Raw genomic sequence first — 17,765 nt, 5'->3', positions numbered from 1 at the left:
TCACGAACCGAGGCGATGGATGCCCGGGGGTCAGTTCTGCGGAAAACCGAGGTTGATGCCGCCGTGGCTGGGGTCGAGCCAGCGCGAGGTAATGGCCTTCTGGCGCGTGAAGAAGTGGAACCCGTCGGGGCCGTACGCCTTGCTGTCGCCGAAGATGGAGTCCTTGAAGCCGCCGAACGAGTAGTAGGCCACGGGCACCGGGATAGGCACGTTGATACCGATCATGCCGACTTCGACCTCGTTCTGGAAGCGACGTGCCGCTCCCCCGTCGTTGGTGAAGATCGCCGTGCCGTTGCCATAACGCGAGGCGTTGATGAGCTCGAGGCCCGCGTCGTAGGAGGGCACGCGAACGATCGACAGCACCGGGCCGAAGATCTCGTCTGTGTAGACACGCGACGACGTCGAGACGTTGTCGATCAGCGTCGGGCCGAGCCAGAAGCCGTCCGCATCACCATCGACGTCGATGCCGCGACCGTCGACGACAACCGTGGCGCCGTCTTCTGTGGCGATGTCGATGTAGGAGGCGACCTTGTCACGGTGCACCTCAGTGACAAGCGGCCCCATGTCGCACGAGCGTCGGCCGTCGCCCACCGTGAGGCCAGCAACGCGGGAGACGATCTTCGAGATGAGCTGGTCGGCCACAGGCTCGACAGCAACGACGACGGAGATCGCCATGCAGCGCTCTCCGGCCGAGCCGAACCCAGCATTCACGGCCGCGTCGGCTGCCAGGTCGAGGTCGGCGTCGGGCAGCACGAGCATGTGGTTCTTCGCGCCTCCCAGGGCCTGCACCCGCTTGCCGTGCTTCGTCGCCGTCTCGTACACGTACTGGGCGATCGGCGTCGAACCCACGAACGAGATCGACTTCACATCGGGGCTCGTGAGCAGGCCATCCACTGCCTCCTTGTCACCGTGCAAGACGTTCAGCACACCGTCGGGAAGGCCGGCTTCGGCGAAGAGTGCTGCGAGCCAGTTCGCCGACGACGGGTCTTTCTCACTCGGCTTCAGCACGACGGTGTTGCCGGCAGCGATGGCGATCGGGAAGAACCACAGCGGCACCATCGCCGGAAAGTTGAAGGGACTGATGACCCCGACAACACCGAGGGGCTGGCGCGTCGAATACACATCGACACCGGTACTCACGTTCTCGGAGTACTCGCCCTTGATGAGATGCGGGAACCCCGTCGCGAATTCGACGACCTCGAGGCCGCGGGTGATCTCGCCAGCAGCGTCGCTCAGCACCTTTCCGTGCTCCTCGGTGAGGATTTCGGCCAGCTCGCCGCGCCGTGCCGCCAGCAACTCGCGAAAGGTGAAGAGGATCTGCTGGCGCTTGGCCATCGAGGTGTCGCGCCAGGCCGGAAAGGCGGCTTTGGCCGAGGCGATGGCGGCGGCGATCTCTGAGGCATCGGCGAGGGCGACGCTCTTGGTCTGCACGCCCTTCGCCGGGTCGAAGACGGGTGCGGTGCGGCCACTGTTGCTGACGTGCTCCTGGCCGTCGATCCAGTGGTTGACGACGGGCAGGGGTGAAGTGACGTCTGACATGGTTCCTGATTCCTGGTTGAAGCGGTGCGGAGAGAAGCAGTTCGGAGATGTGAAGCGGTACGGATGAGTCGTGAGTGTCTGTGCGGCATCGCACACACGATCACAGGCTGGGCGGTGAACAATTCGTTCACCAACCCTATTGCGTGAACATTTCCAATGGATGATCGCGGCAGGCCGAGCCCGAATCACGCCAGTGTCGGGCCCCCCTGCGAGACTGGGGCGCATGGAGATCATCGTCACCCTCATCATCGGTCTGGTGGTCGGCCTCGCGCTCGGTTCGCTCGTCGGCTGGCTGCTGCGATCGCGTCGCGATGCCGCGTCAGGAGGCGGCGACGCCGCCGGTGCGGAGGCCCGCTTCGCCGAACTGGCCGACCTCAAGAGCCGCAGCGCTGCCGCAGAGGCAACCGCTGCCGCCCTGCGTGAGCAGATCGGCGCTGCCCGCGAACAGCTGGTCGAGGCGCGGGCCCAGACAGACGCGCAGCTTCTCGAGGCGCGAGCCCGGGTGATCGAGATGCGCGAACAGAGCGACGGCCAGCTCGTGCAGGCCCGCGAGCAGCACGAGAACACGCTGCTCTCGACCCGCGAGCAGTTCGCCGAGCGGCTCCGTCAGCAGGAGGCCCTGTTCCGCGAGCAGCTCTCCACGCAGGACGCACAGTACCGCGAGCAGATCCTCCAGCAGGAGGAGAGGCTCACCGAATTCCAGGCACGGCTTCACGATGTGCAGCAGGCCGAAGCCGAACGGGTCAAGGCCGACGGCAAGGTGCTGGTCGCACTGAGCCCTGTGCAGGAGAGCCTGCGGCTCGTTCAGGCGAAGGTCACAGAGCTCGAAGAACAGCGCCGGCAGCAGCACGGCGAACTGAGCCAGCAGCTGAAGTCTGCCACGGAGTCTGAGGAGCGTCTCCGCAACACGGCTGAGTCCCTCGCCTCTGCGCTCCGTTCGAACAGCACCCGAGGTGTCTGGGGCGAGACACAGTTGCGCAACGTCGTCGAGGCAGCGGGCCTGCTCGACCGGGTCGACTTCGAGACACAATCGAGTCTTACGAGCGACAACGGCGCGGGTCGACCCGACATGGTGGTACACCTGCCCGGCGGGAAGAACATCGCTGTCGACGCCAAGGTGCCGTTCAACGCCTACCTCGAGGCGAGCCAGATTCCTGCAACGGCGACCGGCGCCGAGGGCGCACGCCGCACTGAACTCCTGAAAGCGCACGTCAAGGCGGTGCGCGACCACATCACCACACTCGGCACAAAAGGCTATTGGGCTGGCCTCGACGCTTCTCCCGAGCTGGTGGTGGCGTTCATCCCCAGCGAGTCGCTCATCTCCACCGCCATGGAGGCCGACCCCAGCATCATGGACTTCGCGTTCAGCAAGCGGGTGGCACTGGTGTCACCGGTCACCCTGTGGTCGCTTCTGAAGACGGTGGCCTTCAGCTGGCAGCAAGATGTGCTCACACATGAGGCGAAGACCCTGTTCGACCTGAGCAAGGAGCTCTACTCGCGCCTGGCCGTCACGGCCACCCACATCGACAAGCTGGGAAGCACCCTCGATCGAACCGTGAAGCACTACAACGCGTTCATCGGTTCGTTCGAGCGCAACGTCTACTCCACGGCCCGCAAACTCAGCTCGCTCGACGAATCGATCGTGCTGAAGCCGCTCGAACCTGTCGAAGAGAATGCCCGCAGCCTCACCGCGCCGGAGCTGGTCGCCCAGCTCGAACTCGAAGACGACCTCGGCAGCGTCGGCGACATGTCAGAGCAGCCCCGCCTCATCTAGAGTCCTGGCGCTCAGAGCCACTTGTCCACTAGGTGGTCCGCCGTGATGCGACGGATGGTTCCCGAGTGCGAGCGCAGAACGATGCTCTCGGTGCGGATGATCGGGCCCAGGCGACGCACACCCTTCACCAGTCCGCCATCGGTGACACCCGTGGCGACGAAGAAGGTGTTGTCACTGGAGACGAGCTCGTCGGCTTCGTACACGTGGTCCATCTTGAGCCCGGCATCGATGCCGCGCTGGCGTTCCTCGTCGGAGCCCGGCTTGAGAATCCCCTGGATGAACCCGCCCAGGGCCTTGATCGCACAGGCCGTCACAATACCTTCGGGGCTGCCGCCGATGCCGACGCACATGTCGGTGCGGGTCTCGTAGCGGGCCGCGTTGATGCCACCCGCCACGTCGCCATCGAGCATCAGACGCGTGCCTGCACCAGCCGCCCGAATCTCCTCGATCAACTGCGCGTGACGAGGGCGGTCGAGCACAGCGATCTTCATCTCAGAGACGTCCTTGCCCTTCGCTTTCGCAAGAGCACGGATGTTCTCACCGATGGGCTTGCGAATGTCGATGACGCCGACACCCTCCGGGCCAGTGACGATCTTGTCCATGTAGAAGACGGTCGACGCATCGAGCATGGTGCCGCGATCGGCGACCGCCATCACCGAGATCGCATTCGGGCGCCCTGCAGCCGTGAGGCTCGTGCCGTCGATCGGGTCGACAGCGATGTCACAGGCCGGGCCGCGCCCGTTGCCGACGTGCTCGCCGTTGAACAGCATCGGCGCCTTGTCTTTCTCGCCCTCACCGATGACGACGACCCCGTCGAAGTTCACCGTTCCGAGCAGGAGCCGCATAGCATCCACCGCAGCGCCATCGGCAGCCAGCTTGTCGCCCTTGCCGATGTAGGGCCAGGCGCGAATCGCAGCGGCCTCTGTCGCACGGACGAGTTCGAGTGCGAGGTTACGGTCGGGGTGTTCGAGGTAGAGAGAGGGTGCTTCGGTGGTCACGATGAGTCCTTCTTCTTCAGTGGAGGGCTGTGGCGCACTCAGAGCGGGCGCCGGTCTGCTGTCTCTTACAGTACCGGTGGGGCACCCCCGCACGCGGGTCGCCGGTCTGCCTCGCTATGCTGGAAACCGACATCTGCCCGAAGGAGACTCATGCCCATCGCAACGCCCGATCAGTACGCTGAAATGCTCGACAAGGCCAAGACGAAGGGGTTCGCCTACCCGGCTGTGAACGTTTCGTCGTCCCAGACGCTGAACGCCGTGCTGCAGGGGCTCTCCGACGCCGGTTCCGACGGCATCATCCAGGTCACCACGGGCGGGTCTGACTACCTGGCCGGGCAGAAGGCCCAGGCCGCATCGGGAAGTGCCCGCGCAACCGGCGCACTCGCCTTCGCAGCCTTCGCGCACGAAGTCGCCAAGAACTACCCCATCACCGTGGCCCTGCACACCGACCACTGCCCGAAGAACGCACTCGACACCTTCGTGCTGCCCCTCATCGCTGCGTCTGAGGCCGAGGTCAAGGCAGGCCGCAACCCGATCTTCCAGTCCCACATGTGGGATGGCTCGGCTGTTCCTCTCGACGAGAACCTCGCCATCGCGCAGGACATGATCAAACGAACCGCCGCCATCAATGCCATTCTCGAGGTCGAGATCGGTGTTGTCGGCGGCGAAGAAGACGGCGTCAGCCACGACATCAACGAGCACCTGTACACCAGCGTGTCGGATGCCCTGGCCACCGTCGAGGCGCTCGGACTCGGTGAGAACGGACGGTACATGGCCGCGCTCACGTTCGGCAACGTGCACGGCGTCTACAAGCCCGGCAACGTCAAGCTGCGCCCGGAGCTCCTCAAGGAGATCCAGGACGGCGTCTACGCGAAGTACGCTTCGGTTCTCGGCGACAACACCAAGCCGTTCGACCTCGTCTTCCACGGTGGTTCCGGCTCCACCGATGCGGAGATCTCAGAGGCGGTCGCGAACGGTGTCATCAAGATGAACATCGACACCGACACCCAGTACGCGTTCACCCGCTCGATCGCCGACACGATGTTCCGCAACTACGACGGCGTGCTGAAGGTCGACGGCGAGGTGGGCAACAAGAAGGTCTACGACCCGCGCGCCTGGGGCAAGACTGCCGAGACCGCCATGGCGGCTCGCGTGATCGAGGCCACCCAACAACTGGGGTCTGCCGGCCATTCCGGTAACTGACGTGATCGCAGGGCCGGGCACCGGGCGAAGCCAGAGTGGCGAGTGACGTGGTAGACGAGAGGCCCAAGCCGAAGTACGGCGAGCTGGCTCCAGAAGGCTGGAGCTGGCAACCTCCCGCGCCACCACCGGGGTCGGATTCCAGTCAGGGACCCACGTCTTCCGACGGCGGGGCCGACTCCCGGCACGCTCAGCCCGGTCCGCACGCACCGCCCCCTGTTCCGTCGGGATCTCGCGATCCCTACGGCGCAACGTCTGCACCCGCTGGAGCACCACGACCGATACGCGCCGTTGATCTTTCGGTGACCAGCCTGCTGTTGTTCTTCGGGCTGCTCTTCTCGGCGAGCATGATTCCCGCGCTCTTCGATTTCAACACCGTGCTGATCCAGGCGGCCACAGCACAGGGCTACACCGCTTTTGCGCCGTCAGCCGCCGCAAACACGATGGGCATCGTCGCTGGTGTGGTGACGATCGTTCTGCAGCTCGTTTCGATCGTGGTCTCTGTTCGGCGCCTTTCTCGGCGAAAGCTCGCGTTTCCCGTGCCGATCCTTGTCGGCGTGGTGACGTTCGCCCTGTGGGTTGGAGCTATCACCTTCGCGTTCTTCAACGATCCCTCGTTCGTGCAGCAGATCACGGCACGGTGAACTGAAGAGTCCCGATCATCTGGTGCCACCACCTCGGCGAGTGATCGATCAGCCAGGTCGGGCTGTTCGTCTCACGCGCCGCGAAGGGCCTTGAGCCTGCTGAGGATCTCCGGAGCGGACCGGTCGACGATCGCGCCGCCGACACGAATTCCGATGACCGCGAGTGCCAGCCCCAGACAGATTCCGACCAGCAGGGCGAGCCAGCCCAGCAGGGCAGACCCGAAGACGATCGACGAGACGCCGAGCGCTGCCTCGGGAATGGTGAGCAACAGGAGGATTCCCCAGGTCGCAAACGAACTGAGTGCCGTTGTGAATCCGGCACCGGGAGCCGATTTGAAGGGGTTGTCACCCGATGCCGGCACCGGGATGATGATCCGCGCGCTCGTCACCGCCGTGAGCCCGATCCCCGAGAAGACGGCGCCCAGCGCCATTCCAGCGAGCGCCGGCAACAGCGGCCACGAGTTAGTGATCGCCACCGAACCGACGGTGAGCACGACGACGAAGGGAACAGAGACGATCGCGAGCGCTACGGCACGGCCGAGCCGATCATCCACCCCTCTGACGCCGTCGGCGACGTGGGTTGAAAAGGCGGTGCCGTCGTACGACAGGTCGGCGTAGGTTGCCAGTGACAGCAGGAAGGCGACAATCGGCCCCGTTGCATTGAAAAGAACGAACGACCCCATGTTGTTCGAGTAGAAGTACAGCAGCACGGGAATAAGGGGCACGACGATCAGCTGGCGCGCGTACCGCGGGTCGCGCACCCAGTAGCTGAGGGAGCGGGCAGCGACGGCACCCGCCGGCGTGGCGGGCAGAAGACCGAAGAAGCCGATCTTGCCCCGCGCTACCCGCTTGCCCGAACTCACCGGCGGTGTCTCCAGCGCGGTGGCCAGGCTTCTCGACCAGATGAGCGCCAGGGCGGCGAGCGTGGCGAGTGCGATCAGGAACTTGACCGCGGCGACGCCGAAGTCACCGACGGCAACGTCGGCGGGAACCGACCAGGCCGCGCCGAGGGGCGTCCAGCCCAGGATCCGGGCAAGGCCAGGCAGTGCATCCGTCGACTTTGCCACACCCCGCGCAATGCCGAAGCTGATCGGCCCGAGCAGAATCAGCGGAATGAAGACCAGGATGCCCGAGATCTCCCTGAATCGTCGCTTGGATGCGAGACTGACGCTGAGGGCCGTCACCATGCGTGACCCGACGACGCAGGTGAGTACGGCGATCACCGCGCAAACCACGGCTGCCACGGCAGCGAGCGGTGACCTGAACCACGTGGCCGTCGTCGCGAGCGCGGCGATCGACGTGATGATTCCGGGAACCCCGAGCACACCGGCCAGAGCCAGCCCGATGAGCAGTGTGCGCCTCGGTATCGGGTACTGGGCCAGCTTGGCCGGTTCGAGGGTCTGGTCGACGCCGACGGCGACGAGCGGCACAGCAATCCAGCCGAGCACGAGCGCAGAGCCAGCCAGCACGATGATCGTCGAAGCGAGTTCGACGGGCGCGAAGGCCAGCGCGACCAGGCCGAAGACGACGAAGGCGAGCACACCCAGCCCGTAGATGGCGCCGATGATGACGGCAACCAGTTGCCAGGTGCTGCGTTTGAGGGTGTTCGCGAGAACGCGGAACCTCAACCTCAGGAGTGTCGCAACCACTCGGGGCCTTCGGTGTGGTTGCGACCGCCGACGAGTTCGACAAAACGGTCTTCGAGCGACGAGTCGCCGCGGACATCGTCGACGGTGCCCGAAGCGAGAACCCGGCCCGCCTGGATCACGGCGACGTGGTCGCACATGCGTTGCACCAGGTCCATGACGTGGCTCGAGACGATCACCGTTCCGCCACCGGCGACGTAGTCGGTGAGAATGTCACGGATGTTCGCGGCAGACACCGGGTCGACCGATTCGAACGGTTCATCGAGCACCAGCAGTCGCGGCGCGTGCACGAGCGCACAGGCCAGGGCGATCTTCTTCGTCATTCCAGCCGAATAGTCCACGACCGGTGTGCCCGCCGCGCCTTCGAGGTCGAGAATTCGCAACAGGTCCCCGACCCGCTCGGCAACAGTCTCCCGCGTCATGCCGAAGAGCAGCCCGTTGTAGGTGACCAGCTGTTCGCCGGTGAGCCTGTCGAAGAGTTTCACGCCGTCGGAGAGGTTGCCGATCAGGTGTTTCGCCTCGAGCGGTTTCTGCCACATGTCGACGCCGAGAACAATGGCCTTCCCTGCATCGGGTCGCAGGAGGCCGGTGGCCATCGACAGCGACGTCGTCTTGCCCGCACCGTTGGGCCCGACGAGACCGTAGAACGAACCGACCGGAACAGTCAGGCTCAGGTTGTCGACAGCGAGCTTGTCGCCGAACGATCTACTGAGCCCACGCAGTTCGAGCGCGGCTGGTCGTGACTCCACTGGCACGCGATCACCCCTCCCCGGTTGTTGCCAGCCATCGTACGTCGGCTGACTGCCTGATGCCTCAGCTGCGGTTTCGCTGGCGCGTCTGGGCGACTGGCCCCGGATCAGCTGCGGTTTCGGCCACCGAGCGCACGATCATCCGTCTTGCCTGCGGAATCGTGTCGCAGTTCTTTCGGCAGCGAGAAGATCAGGTCTTCCTCGGCCGTCTGCACGGTCTCGATCTCGCCATAACCAGCACCGGCGAGGTCGTCGAGAAGCTCCTGCACGAGCACTTCAGGCACGGATGCTCCTGATGTCACCCCGACCGTGTTGACACCGTCGAGCCACTCCTGCTTCACTTCGTGCGCGTAGTCCACCCGGTAGGCAGCCCTTGCCCCGTACTCCAGCGCAACCTCAACGAGCCGCACGGAGTTCGACGAATTCGCCGAACCCACAACGATGACCAGGTCGCTGTCTTTGGCGACCTTCTTGATGGCCACCTGGCGGTTCTGGGTGGCGTAGCAGATGTCATCCGACGGCGGATCCTGGAGGTTCGGGAAGCGCGCACGGAGCCGTCTCACGGTCTCCATGGTCTCGTCGACCGAAAGCGTGGTCTGGGAGAGCCACACCACCCTGTCGGGGTCACGTACCACGATCGTGTCTGCCTCATCCGGGCTGCCGACGAGGGTCGTGTGCTCAGGGGCTTCACCGGCGGTACCCTCGACCTCTTCGTGGCCCGCGTGCCCGATGAGCAGGATCTCGAAGTCGTCCCTGGCGAACCGCACAGCCTCACGATGCACCTTGGTGACAAGGGGGCAGGTCGCGTCGATGGCGAGCAGATTGCGATCTGCGGCACCCTGGACGACGGCAGGCGACACTCCGTGCGCACTGAAGACCACATGAGACCCGGGTGGCACTTCGTCGACCTCCTCGACGAAGATGGCACCGAGTTTCTCGAGGGTGGAGACGACATGCACATTGTGCACGATCTGCTTGCGCACGTAGACGGGTGCGCCGTACCGTTCCAACGCCTTCTCGACGGCGACCACGGCCCTGTCTACTCCTGCACAGTACCCGCGCGGGGCAGCGAGCAGCACCTTCTTCTGGCCGTTGACGGGGGTATCCTTTAGCCTGTTGCGAACGCCGGGAATTCTCGGCATCGGCAGGCTGACGGTTGTGTTGCTCACCTGACGATTCTACGTGCCGGAGGTGCGCCCATGACCGATACCGCTGCAGCCCAGGGCTCCGCACCCACGTTTGAGAACCCGTGGCCGGTTGCACTCTTCTCCAGCAAGATCAAGGGCTACATCGATCGTCTCGGCACAGCATGGGTGGAGGGCGAGATCACGCAGTGGGGGGTCAGCGGCGGCAACGTCTACGGCAAACTCAAAGACACGAGCGAAGACGCGACGATCGGCTTCACCATCTGGTCGTCTGTGCGGGGCAAGATCCCGGCCGATCTGAAGCAGGGTGACCGCGTCATCGCGCTCGTCAAGCCGAACTACTGGCTGAAGGGCGGCACTCTCTCGATGCAGGTCTTCGAGATGCGGCACGTCGGCCTCGGCGACCTGCTCGAACGCCTCGAACGCCTGCGCCGCCAGCTGGCTTCAGAGGGTCTCTTCGATGCGTCACGAAAGAAACGCCTGCCCTTCCTGCCCGGTTGCATCGGCCTCATCACCGGTAAAGACAGCGACGCCGAGAAAGACGTGCTGCGCAACGCCCAGCTGCGGTGGCCGTCGGTCGCATTCAAGGTCGTCCACGCGGCAGTCCAGGGAGACCGGGTGCCGCGCGAGGTCACCGCTGCGCTGCTCGAGCTCGACGCAGACACCGACGTCGACGTCATCATCGTGGCCAGGGGCGGCGGCGACTTCCAGAACCTTCTCGGGTTCAGCGACGAGGGCGTGTTGAGGGCCGCGGCCGCGTGTTCCACACCGATCGTCAGCGCGATCGGGCATGAGGCTGACCGGCCACTCCTCGACGAGATCGCCGACCTGCGGGCATCCACACCCACCGACGCCGCGAAACGCGTCGTGCCCGACGTCTCAGAAGAGCTGAACAAGGTCGAGCAGGCCCGAGCCCGACTGAGCCTGCGCGTGACGGCCTTCGTGCGGTCGGAGATCGACCGGATCGAACAGGTGCGCTCGCGACCGGTTCTCACGAATACCTCGTGGATCATCGACTCCCGAAGCGAAGACCTCACCCGGTATGTCGCTCGAGGGGTCGAACTGCTGAACCGCACTCTCGAGAGAGCCAGCACGACTACGAGCGAGCTCAGCTCCCGGCTTCGAACGCTCTCGCCGCAGAGCACGCTCGACCGTGGTTATGCCATCGTGCAGTCCGAGAACGGCGGAGTTGTCAGACGAGCGACGGATGCCCCGCGGGGCTCGTCCCTCACAATCACCCTGTCTGCCGATGTACTCACAGCCCGCTCCGAGGGTCCGTCGGCCCCCGGCACTCGCCGGTAAGATTGGGCTCATGGCACAGTCACCAGCAACCGGTTCCTCGCCGACAGAAGCAGGCGCTGGGAACGGCGTGGCAGGGCTCAGCTACGAGCAGGCGCGCGACGAACTGGTCCAAGTCGTCAACGAACTCGAGCGCGGCGCGGCCACCCTCGAGCAGTCGCTCGAGCTCTGGGAACGCGGCGAAGCGCTCGCTGCCCGCTGCGAGGAGTGGCTGATCGGGGCAAAGACCCGACTGGATCGGGCGCGGGCCGCACAGAACCAGCAGGCACAGGGCGAATCCGCCAGGGCCGCGGAGTAGGTGCAGTCGGAGTGACGTCTGAGGCGATTCCCCCGCGCGGCAATTCCGCGCACGGCAAGACCCCGCGCGGGCAGAAACCACCGCGCGTCGTCGCCGAATTGGGCCGACCGGAGACCCTCGAAGAGACGCAGGCCCGAAAGGCCGAACAGTCGCGCAAGTACCGGGCGAACAAGACCATCAACAACCTGTGGTTGTCGATCCTGGTCTGTGTGGGCCTCGTGATCGTGATCGTGTTGCTCGTGCCGCGAGACGACTCGTCACACCTCCCCTCGGTCGACTTCCGCTCGGTCGCTTCGAGCGCGCAGGCGGCCTTCCCGGTTCCGGTTGCGGTTCCTGACGTGCCGGCGACATGGACTTCCAACGCCGCAGAGATCCGCACAGGCACCGACAATGTCGTCTCCTGGTACGTGGGGCTCATCACTCCGGCCAACAACTACGTCGGCCTCACCCAGGGCGTCAACGCCACAGACGGGTGGTTCGCCGACCAGGTGAAGGACTCCGCGGCTTCATCGACGACGACCATCGACGGCATCCAATGGACGGTCTACGACAACAGAAAGACAGCGAAAGACGTGGGAAACGTGAAATACGCACTGACGACCCAATCCGGAGCAACGACGTACCTCGTCTTCGGAGATGCCAGCGATTCCGAGATCGCCCAGGTGGCAGCTTCGATCAGCTCCAATGTCAGAGTGCAGCCTGAAACGATTCAATCCACGACGGCGGTGACGGCCAAGTGAGCATCTTCGACCCGAACACCACCTCGACGCCGTCCCAGGTCTGGGCCGAGATGGTCGAGGGCAATGAACGGTTCGTCTCCGGTGAGCCCGAGCATCCACGGCAGGATGTCGACCGGCGCAACCAGATCGCCGCAGCACAGACGCCGCGAGCGGCGCTCTTCGGGTGCAGCGACTCCAGGCTGGCCGCTGAGATCATCTTCGACAAGGGGCTCGGCGACCTGTTCGTGGTTCGCAACGCGGGCCAGGTGATCTCCGACTCCGTCGTCGGGAGCCTCGAGTACGCCGTCGGAGTGCTCGGGGTGCAGCTCATCGTTGTTCTCGGCCACGACGAATGCGGTGCAGTGCTCGCCGCCATCGCCTCGCAGGACCCGGAGACTCCTCCTCTGCCGCCGCACATCGCCAACCTGATCGACAAGATCGTGCCCGCGGTGCGGCTCGTCGCCTCGAAGGCAGCTGCCGATCATCCGGGTGACGCCCCCCTGTCCCTGGCAGACGTCGATGCCCATGAGGTGGGAAAGTACCACTTGCGCGACACCGTGGCCGAACTTCTCGAGACATCGGAGATGATCTCTGACGCCATCGCTGCGGGGCGGTTGGCGATCGTCGGGGCCAACTACCGGCTTGCCGAAGGGCGCGCGGTTCCCGACCTCGTCATCGGGTCGGTCTTCTGACCGACGCACCGCCAACCAAGAGACCTACCGAACACACCGAACACACCACCGCCGCGCAGTAGCGCCGGCGGAACGACGAAAGGAAGACCACGAAGTGGTGGAGAACACTGAGAACGCTCAGTTCCGGATCGAGCACGACACGATGGGCGAGGTGCGGGTTCCCGCAGCCGCCCTCTACGGCGCGCAGACCCAGCGAGCCGTCGAGAACTTCCCGGTTTCGGGCAGCGTGCTCGAACCGGCCCAGATCGCGGCACTGGCGCGCATCAAGAAGGCCGCCGCCCTGGCGAATGCCGAACTCGGCGTGCTCGACGTGGCCATCGCGGGGGCAATCGCGGCGGCAGCCGACGACGTCGTCTCCGGCGGTTATGCCGAGCAGTTCCCGATCGACATCTACCAGACCGGTAGCGGCACGTCGACGAACATGAACATGAACGAGGTGCTCGCAACGCTCGCGACGACCCGCCTGGGTTCGAAGGTTCACCCGAACGACCACGTCAACGCGTCCCAGTCGTCCAACGACGTCTTCCCGACCTCCGTGCACGTGGCAGTGACTGCCGCGCTCATCCACGACCTGATTCCTTCGCTGCACCACCTGGCCGAGTCGCTCGAGGTCAAGGCTGCACTGTGGGCCACCGCGGTCAAAGCCGGGCGCACCCACCTCATGGACGCGACCCCGGTCACCCTGGGCCAGGAGTTCGGCGGATACGCTGCGCAGATCCGACTCGGGATCGAACGGGTGGAAGGCACCTTGAAGCACGTCGCGGAGGTTCCCCTGGGCGGCACCGCCGTCGGAACCGGAATCAACACTCCAGCGGGTTTTCCACAACTGGTCATCCGCCTTCTCGCCGACGAGACCGGGCTGCCGATCACGGAAGCCCGCAACCACTTCGAGGCGCAGGGCGCGCGAGACTCCCTGGTTGAAGCATCCGGAGCCCTCCGAGTTCTTGCGGTCAGCCTGACGAAGATCTGCAACGACCTGCGCTGGATGGGCTCCGGCCCGAACACCGGCCTGGGCGAGCTCCACATTCCCGACCTCCAGCCCGGTTCCTCGATCATGCCGGGCAAGGTCAATCCGGTCATCCCCGAAGCCGTTCTGATGGTGTGCTCGCGTGTCATCGGCAACGACGCCTCCATCGCCTGGTCAGGAGCTTCGGGTGCATTCGAGCTCAACGTCGCTATCCCGGTGATGGGAACGGCGTTGCTCGAGTCGATCAGACTGCTGTCGAGCTCGTCCACCCTTCTCGCCGACAAGACTGTCGACGGGCTGCAGGCCAACCTCGAGAGGGCGCGCGCGCTCGCCGAATCGTCTCCGTCGATCGTCACACCGCTCAATCGCATCATCGGCTACGAGGCGGCGGCCAAGATCGCCAAGCACTCGGTCGCACAGGGGCTCACGGTGCGTGACGCCGTCATCGACCTGGGGTTCGTCGAGCGGGGAGAGGTCACCCTGGAACAACTCGACTCCGCCCTCGATGTCCTGTCGATGACACGGCCGCCGGAGGCTCGCTGACGAGAGATCGTCAACCAGCGGCAGACGGACCGCAGCGGCGGACGGGATTCAGCGAGCGAGAAGCGCTGAGCAGAACAAGGTGAGCAGGACGAAGTGAGCGAAACGAAGTGAGCGAGAAGAACTGGGCGGGCAACGTCACGTACCGTGCCGGCAAGCTTCGTCGACCTCGCTCGCTCGATGAACTGCAGGAGGTCGTCGGGCGAGCGACGACCCTCAGTGCGCTCGGTTCCCGGCATTCCTTCAACAGGATCGCCGACACCGCCGGCGAGCTCGTCTCACTGGACCGTCTCGAGCGCCCGATCGACATCGACTCAGAGACGATGACCGTGCGGGTCGGCGGCGGTGTGAAGTACGGGGTTGTCGGGCAGTACCTGCAGCAACAGGGGTATGCGCTCGCCAACCTCGCTTCCCTCCCCCACATCTCCGTGGCCGGGGCCATCGCGACGGCAACCCATGGCTCGGGAGACCTCAACCAGAACCTCTCGGCGGGCGTCAGGTCCATGCAGCTCGTTCAGGCCGACGGATCGCTTGTCGAGGTGGCACCGGGAGACGAGGACTTCGACGGCTATGCCGTGGCGCTGGGCGCCCTCGGCGTGGTCACAGAGGTCTCACTGGCGATTGTGCCCACCTTCGATGTCGCCACGAGTGTGTTCGAGCGGTTGCCGTGGCCGGTTCTCCTCGAGAATTTCGACGACGTCACACGGTCGGCCTACAGCGTGAGCCTCTTCACCCGATGGTCGGCCGACACCGTCGACCAGGCCTGGCTCAAGAGCAGGGTCGGTCGACGCGCCGACATCAATACCGTTGCGCAGACGACCGAAACGTTCTTCGGCGCGACACCGGCCAGGACCCGCTTGCACCCGCTTCCGGGTGTGTCGGCCGCTGCCTGCACCGAACAGCAGGGAATCCCCGGTCCCTGGGTCGACCGGTTGCCGCATTTCCGGCTCGACTTCACCCCGAGCAACGGCGACGAACTCCAGTCGGAGTTCCTGGTCGAGCGCCGACACGCCGTCGAGGCCTTCGAGGCCCTTCGGGCCTTGGGCGACCGGATTGACCCCGTGCTGCAGATCTCGGAGATCCGCACGGTCGCAGCCGACACGTTCTGGCTGAGCAGTGCCGGCGACAGGGAGAGCGTCGCACTGCATTTCACGTGGAAACCCCTGCAAACAGAGGTCGAGGACCTCCTGGTCGACCTCGAACGAGCCTTGGCTCCCTTCGACGCCCGGCCGCACTGGGGCAAGGTCTTCACTGCCCAGGCAAACAGCATCGCTCCGCTCTACGCGCACCTGCCAGACTTCGTGTCCCTGGCAGACCGTGTCGACCCCAACCAGAAGTTCCGCACCGATTTTCTGCGCGAGCGCGTCTTCGGGTTCTGAATCACGCTGACCCTCAGGCCCCCTGAACCACGGCGGACTGAATCACGGCGAACTGAACCACGGCGACCCAGAACCCCGTTAGAAGTGCTGGGCCGAACGGCAGCGTACGCCGAGATGACACCCGCATCGAAACGATCGCTCCACCACCAGCCACGGCGCAGGCAACACAAGCGGCGAGCAGGAGAGAAGCGGGTACCCGCCCGGGCGGCAATAGTGCCAGTGCGCCGGCGAGCAGCCCTGACAGCTTCACATCGCCCATGCCGATGACGCCGATCATCCGCAGCACCAGAAAGAGCGCCAGCGCCCCACAGCACGTCGTAACAGGCCCTCAGGGCGGCTGCGACTGTGTACGGCCCACGAGAGCGACGGCCAGAACGAGATAGCCCGGCATCACGAAGACATTCGGCAGTCGACGCCAGCGACAGTCTGACACGACCAGGGGCACGCTCACCACGACTAGGTAGGCGATCATCGCCCACCCTGACACAACACCGAAAACGATCATGCCGGTACGGTACGCCGTACTCAGGGTGCCGACCGGAAGTTATCCACAGCCCACTGACCCGCGGCGCTGTGGCATCCCTCAGACCAGATCTAAAGCGCGAGAGTCGGATCAGGCCCAGCCAGACCGGCTGCACCTTCAGACCCAGCCAGACCGCCTGAACCGTCCAGACGCGCCAGGCTCGTGCAATTCATGAAACGCGCCAAACGCGCCAAACATGCCAGACGCGCCGGCATGACCCAGCGCGTCTGGCACGCCTGTCAGGCGAGTTCGTTCGACTCCAGCATCTCGGTGACCAAGGCCGCGATCGCCGATCGCTCCGACCGCGTCAGTGTGATGTGCCCGAAGAGTGGGTGCCCCTTCAGCGTCTCGATCACCGAAGCGACCCCGTCATGCCGCCCGACACGCAGGTTGTCCCGCTGGGCGACATCGTGGGTGAGCACGACCCGCGAATTCGATCCGATACGCGAGAGAACAGTGAGCAGCACGTTGCGTTCGAGCGACTGAGCCTCGTCGACGATCACGAAGGCATCGTGAAGCGACCGGCCACGGATGTGCGTCAGCGGCAGCACCTCGAGAATGCCGCGCTCGACCACCTCATCGAGCACGTTCTGCGACACGAGTGAACCGAGCGTGTCGAACACCGCCTGCGCCCACGGGTTCATCTTCTCGGAGGCGTCGCCTGGCAGAAAGCCGAGTTCCTGGCCGCCGACTGCGTACAGCGGCCTGAACACCATGATCTTGCGGTGCTGTTGCTTCTCCAGTACCGCTTCAAGACCCGCACACAGGGCGAGAGCGGACTTCCCCGTACCGGCTCTGCCTCCCAGTGAGATGATCCCGACCTCAGGGTCGAGCAGCATGTCGATGGCAACGCGCTGCTCGGCCGATCGCCCGTGCAGGCCGAAGACATCACGATCGCCTCGAACCAGCTGGAAGCTGTGCTTGCCGGTCACCCGCCCGAGGGCAGAGCCCCGGTCTGAATGGATGACCAGCCCGGTGTTGATCGGCATCTTCTCGACGAGCGGGGTCTCCATACGCTCGTTCTCGTAGAGCTTGGACATGTCTGCTGCACTGAGCGTGATGTCGTCGAGCCCGGTCCAGCCGGAGTCGACGGCCAGCTCTGCACGGTACTCCTCGGCCGCAAGCCCAATCGAGGCGGCCTTGACCCTCAGCGGCAGATCTTTCGACACGACAGTCACGTCGAGCCCGTCGTTCGACAGGTTGAGCGCAACAGCGAGAATCCGCGAGTCGTTGTCCTGCAACTGGAGGCCGGACGGCAGCACCGACATGTTGGAGTGATTCAGCTCGACACGCAGGCTGCCCCCGGCATCGCCCACGGCGATCGGAAAGTCGAGTCGCTCATGGAGCACCCTCAGCTCATCGAGATTGCGCAGGGCCTGGCGCGCGAAATATCCGATCTCCGGGTCGTTTCGTTTCGACTCGAGCTCGGAGATGACCACCACAGGCAACACGACCGGATGCTCGGCGAACCGGAAGATGGCCTTCGGGTCAGACAACAAGACCGAGGTATCTAACACGTAGGTACGCTCGGTCTGGGCAGTGCGGGTCGAGGTGGACGTTTGAGTTTTCTGATCGGGCACAAGTACTCCAACCCCGGGCGGCGAAGCTCGCGCCCGGATCTCTTCCGGCGAAGCGGCCCCCTGGTCTCTTTCA

The 17,765-nt window shown here is 64.9% G+C and carries 17 protein-coding genes; 9 read left to right on the top strand and 8 right to left on the bottom strand.

The genetic code is table 11. The features are described from left to right. Positions 1-30 precede the first annotated feature (30 nt). Entirely contained in the window at positions 31-1,539 is a 1,509-nt protein-coding gene (locus JOE66_RS06665) for a CoA-acylating methylmalonate-semialdehyde dehydrogenase (RefSeq protein ID WP_275576812.1), read from the bottom strand. Between the two features lie 223 nt (positions 1,540-1,762). Between JOE66_RS06665 and JOE66_RS06660 the strand changes: the two genes are divergently transcribed. After that, on the top strand, positions 1,763-3,313 hold the full coding sequence (locus tag JOE66_RS06660) for a DNA recombination protein RmuC (RefSeq protein ID WP_205107883.1): 1,551 nt from the start codon (positions 1,763-1,765) through the stop codon (positions 3,311-3,313). Positions 3,314-3,324: 11 nt separating this feature from the next. Here the strand turns inward: JOE66_RS06660 and glpX are convergent, their stop codons facing one another. Further along, positions 3,325-4,311, bottom strand: a complete 987-nt coding sequence (gene glpX / locus JOE66_RS06655; protein WP_205107881.1) for a class II fructose-bisphosphatase — start codon at positions 4,309-4,311, stop codon at positions 3,325-3,327. Positions 4,312-4,461: 150 nt separating this feature from the next. Here glpX and fbaA point away from each other — a divergent pair, with 150 nt between their 5' ends. Next, positions 4,462-5,514 carry a class II fructose-bisphosphate aldolase gene (fbaA, locus tag JOE66_RS06650; protein WP_205107879.1) on the top strand — a complete coding sequence of 351 codons (1,053 nt, stop codon included), beginning with the start codon at positions 4,462-4,464 and terminating at the stop codon, positions 5,512-5,514. Positions 5,515-5,549: 35 nt separating this feature from the next. Then, on the top strand, positions 5,550-6,155 hold the full coding sequence (locus tag JOE66_RS17190) for a DUF6264 family protein (protein WP_307827088.1): 606 nt from the start codon (positions 5,550-5,552) through the stop codon (positions 6,153-6,155). A 71-nt stretch (positions 6,156-6,226) separates the two neighbouring features. On the opposite strand, the gene JOE66_RS06640 is transcribed toward JOE66_RS17190, so the two are convergent. The 3 genes from JOE66_RS06640 to JOE66_RS06630 form a co-directional block, all read right to left on the bottom strand. Further along, on the bottom strand, positions 6,227-7,804 hold the full coding sequence (locus tag JOE66_RS06640; protein ID WP_205107875.1) for a transporter: 1,578 nt from the start codon (positions 7,802-7,804) through the stop codon (positions 6,227-6,229). Next, positions 7,786-8,556, bottom strand: coding sequence for an ABC transporter ATP-binding protein (locus JOE66_RS06635; RefSeq protein WP_307827087.1), 771 nt, complete (start codon positions 8,554-8,556; stop codon positions 7,786-7,788). Before JOE66_RS06635 ends, JOE66_RS06640 begins: the two co-directional genes overlap by 19 nt. A gap of 101 nt (positions 8,557-8,657) precedes the next feature. After that, complete coding sequence (locus JOE66_RS06630) at positions 8,658-9,692, bottom strand: 4-hydroxy-3-methylbut-2-enyl diphosphate reductase (RefSeq protein WP_205111687.1); 1,035 nt, start codon at positions 9,690-9,692, stop codon at positions 8,658-8,660. Between the two features lie 57 nt (positions 9,693-9,749). On the opposite strand from JOE66_RS06630, the gene xseA reads away from it, so the two are divergent. From xseA to JOE66_RS06600, 6 genes are all read left to right on the top strand, one after another. Beyond that, on the top strand, positions 9,750-10,997 hold the full coding sequence (xseA, locus tag JOE66_RS06625; protein ID WP_205107873.1) for an exodeoxyribonuclease VII large subunit: 1,248 nt from the start codon (positions 9,750-9,752) through the stop codon (positions 10,995-10,997). A gap of 10 nt (positions 10,998-11,007) precedes the next feature. Further along, positions 11,008-11,292: an exodeoxyribonuclease VII small subunit gene (locus JOE66_RS06620; protein ID WP_205107871.1), complete on the top strand. Its 285-nt coding sequence runs from the start codon at positions 11,008-11,010 to the stop codon at positions 11,290-11,292. A gap of 11 nt (positions 11,293-11,303) precedes the next feature. Then, entirely contained in the window at positions 11,304-12,032 is a 729-nt protein-coding gene (locus JOE66_RS06615; protein WP_307827086.1) for a DUF4245 domain-containing protein, read from the top strand. Between the two features lie 50 nt (positions 12,033-12,082). Beyond that, a complete protein-coding gene (locus tag JOE66_RS06610; protein ID WP_205111683.1) occupies positions 12,083-12,703 on the top strand; it encodes a carbonic anhydrase in 621 nt (206 codons plus the stop codon). A gap of 94 nt (positions 12,704-12,797) precedes the next feature. Beyond that, positions 12,798-14,213 (top strand): class II fumarate hydratase, encoded by a 1,416-nt coding sequence (locus JOE66_RS06605; RefSeq protein ID WP_205107869.1) that lies wholly within the window; start codon positions 12,798-12,800, stop codon positions 14,211-14,213. Positions 14,214-14,320: 107 nt separating this feature from the next. Next, positions 14,321-15,589, top strand: a complete 1,269-nt coding sequence (locus JOE66_RS06600) for an FAD-binding protein (RefSeq protein ID WP_205107868.1) — start codon at positions 14,321-14,323, stop codon at positions 15,587-15,589. Between the two features lie 13 nt (positions 15,590-15,602). Here the strand turns inward: JOE66_RS06600 and JOE66_RS06595 are convergent, their stop codons facing one another. The 3 genes from JOE66_RS06595 to phoH2 form a co-directional block, all read right to left on the bottom strand. Further along, positions 15,603-15,866 (bottom strand): hypothetical protein, encoded by a 264-nt coding sequence (locus JOE66_RS06595; protein WP_205107867.1) that lies wholly within the window; start codon positions 15,864-15,866, stop codon positions 15,603-15,605. A 51-nt stretch (positions 15,867-15,917) separates the two neighbouring features. Next, on the bottom strand, positions 15,918-16,094 hold the full coding sequence (locus JOE66_RS06590; RefSeq protein ID WP_205107865.1) for a hypothetical protein: 177 nt from the start codon (positions 16,092-16,094) through the stop codon (positions 15,918-15,920). A 257-nt stretch (positions 16,095-16,351) separates the two neighbouring features. Further along, the gene (gene phoH2, locus JOE66_RS06585; protein ID WP_307827085.1) at positions 16,352-17,692 is read right to left on the bottom strand and encodes an RNA 5'-3' helicase PhoH2; all 1,341 of its coding nucleotides are present in this window, start codon (positions 17,690-17,692) and stop codon (positions 16,352-16,354) included. Positions 17,693-17,765: the final 73 nt, after the last annotated feature.

Source organism: Subtercola frigoramans (assembly GCF_016907385.1).
GTDB classification, from domain to species: domain Bacteria; phylum Actinomycetota; class Actinomycetes; order Actinomycetales; family Microbacteriaceae; genus Subtercola; species Subtercola frigoramans.
Note: the sequence above shows the minus strand (reverse complement) of the source record. Positions and strands in the feature narration are given on the sequence as shown.

Coding starts and splice junctions, on each gene's coding strand:
- JOE66_RS06665 (WP_275576812.1), bottom strand. CDS start 1,539: ATGTCAGACGTCACTTCACCCCTGCCCGTCGTCAACCACTGGATCGAC.
- JOE66_RS06660 (WP_205107883.1), top strand. CDS start 1,763: ATGGAGATCATCGTCACCCTCATCATCGGTCTGGTGGTCGGCCTCGCG.
- fbaA (WP_205107879.1), top strand. CDS start 4,462: ATGCCCATCGCAACGCCCGATCAGTACGCTGAAATGCTCGACAAGGCC.
- JOE66_RS06630 (WP_205111687.1), bottom strand. CDS start 9,692: ATGCCGAGAATTCCCGGCGTTCGCAACAGGCTAAAGGATACCCCCGTC.
- xseA (WP_205107873.1), top strand. CDS start 9,750: ATGACCGATACCGCTGCAGCCCAGGGCTCCGCACCCACGTTTGAGAAC.
- JOE66_RS06620 (WP_205107871.1), top strand. CDS start 11,008: ATGGCACAGTCACCAGCAACCGGTTCCTCGCCGACAGAAGCAGGCGCT.
- JOE66_RS06610 (WP_205111683.1), top strand. CDS start 12,083: ATGGTCGAGGGCAATGAACGGTTCGTCTCCGGTGAGCCCGAGCATCCA.
- JOE66_RS06595 (WP_205107867.1), bottom strand. CDS start 15,866: ATGATCGGCGTCATCGGCATGGGCGATGTGAAGCTGTCAGGGCTGCTC.
- JOE66_RS06590 (WP_205107865.1), bottom strand. CDS start 16,094: ATGATCGTTTTCGGTGTTGTGTCAGGGTGGGCGATGATCGCCTACCTA.